The following is a 1,732-nucleotide window of genomic DNA, read 5'->3' on the forward strand; positions in this document are numbered from 1 at the left end:
TCTGATACAACACCCTTTTTGATATAATTATATGTATAAAAAAGAGCATCGGTCGCACCCGATACTCTAAGTACTTCCTCGAAAGGAAATAACAAAATGCAAGATTATTATAACATGAATCAAATGACTTTGAGTGTACAACTTGATTATGAGCCAGAAGAAAATCATCCAGCTAGATACATCAATTCAATCGTTGAGCAGCTCGAGATAACAAATAAGTACGAGTTTGGAAGACCACGTGAATACAATCTTGGTGCGATGTTGAAACTGGTCTTATTTGCCTATACTCGTGGCGTCTTTAGTAGTCGTAAAATTGAATTGTTTGCCAAAGAAAACAAGCCTGCCGGCTGGTTGACCGCTGGTAAGGTACCTTCTTATCGAACAATTTGTCGTTTTAGGATCTCAGATGAGTTATTTTCTCTCGTAGACCAAGGCTTGATCAATTTAACTTCATTCCTCAAGAAGGAAGGCCTGATCGATGACGTGTCTTTCATTGATGGCACTAAGATACTAGCCGATGCGAATAAATACTCCTTCGTCTGGAAGAAGAATACGATCAAATATGATCAAATGAATCGAGAACAACTCGTTTCATTACTTGGCGAACTCCATGCGGCACAATTGATAGGCCAAGTTCCCGATGATTCTGACATTACACCTGAATCATTAGACATTGTCATCGCAATGATCGAGGATAGATTGCTTATTCTTGAGGATCAAATAAAAGCAGACCCCAAACGTTCACCAAATCCAGATAAACAAGAACGTAGGAATCTCAAGTCAAAGAAAAGAAAGATCAGTGAACGTCACGATAAAATGATCGAGCATGGTATCCAGAAAGAAACCTTTGGAAATAGAAACAGCTTTTCTAAAACTGATACAGATGCCACCTTTATGCGAGTCAAAGAGGATCCAATGCTTAATGGGCAGTTAAAACCAGCCTACAATCTTCAAATAGCGACAAGTAATCAATTCATAACAGGCTATCAATTGTTTCAAAATCCCACTGACACAAGAACTTTGATACCATTCATCGAACACTTGGAAGATCGAGGGACATTGGGAAGCACTATCGTGGCTGATGCTGGCTATGGATCAGAAAGTAACTACAAATATTGTGAAGACGAGTTAGACGGAAAAACACTAATAGCACCTTATGGAACAATGCTTAAAGAGAACAGTCGCAAATGGAAAAGCGATGATAAGAAAGTTATGAATTGGGATTACAATGACGAAGAGGATTATTATACAGATCCTAATGGAGTTCGTTTCAATTTCCACAGATACTCTCAAAGAACTGATAAATATGGATTTAAAAGAGATTTCAAGGTATACAAAGCAGAGAAATATACATTGGATCAACAGCTAGATCCCAACGCATTGACAAAAAGTGGATATGTCAAAATGATATACGTCAATCCATCTTGGGAATACTATAAATCTAAACAAAAAGAATTGCTTTCATCACCAGAAACAGGAAAGATCTACGGCCAAAGAAAAATCGACGTAGAGCCAATTTTTGGGAAGATGAAGGCTTGTTTGCACTTCAATCGATTCTCATTAAGAGGAAACGATAAGGTGAATAAAGAAATGGGAATCGTGGTAATGGCATTAAATGTACTGAAACTAGTATCAATTGGGAAGAAAAATCCCAAAACAAAAAATGGACGAAAACCAAAAATCGGTTTTCGTCCATTTTTTATTGTACAGAGAACACTTATGTCACATTCTC

At 37.4% G+C, this 1,732-nt stretch carries 1 pseudogene; it reads left to right on the top strand.

The features are described from left to right. Nucleotides 1-96: 96 nt before the first annotated feature. Nucleotides 97-1,732 (top strand): annotated as a pseudogene (locus EKM78_RS12325) (IS1182 family transposase); the annotation flags it as partial.

The organism is Companilactobacillus furfuricola (assembly GCF_003946325.1).
GTDB classification, from domain to species: domain Bacteria; phylum Bacillota; class Bacilli; order Lactobacillales; family Lactobacillaceae; genus Companilactobacillus; species Companilactobacillus furfuricola.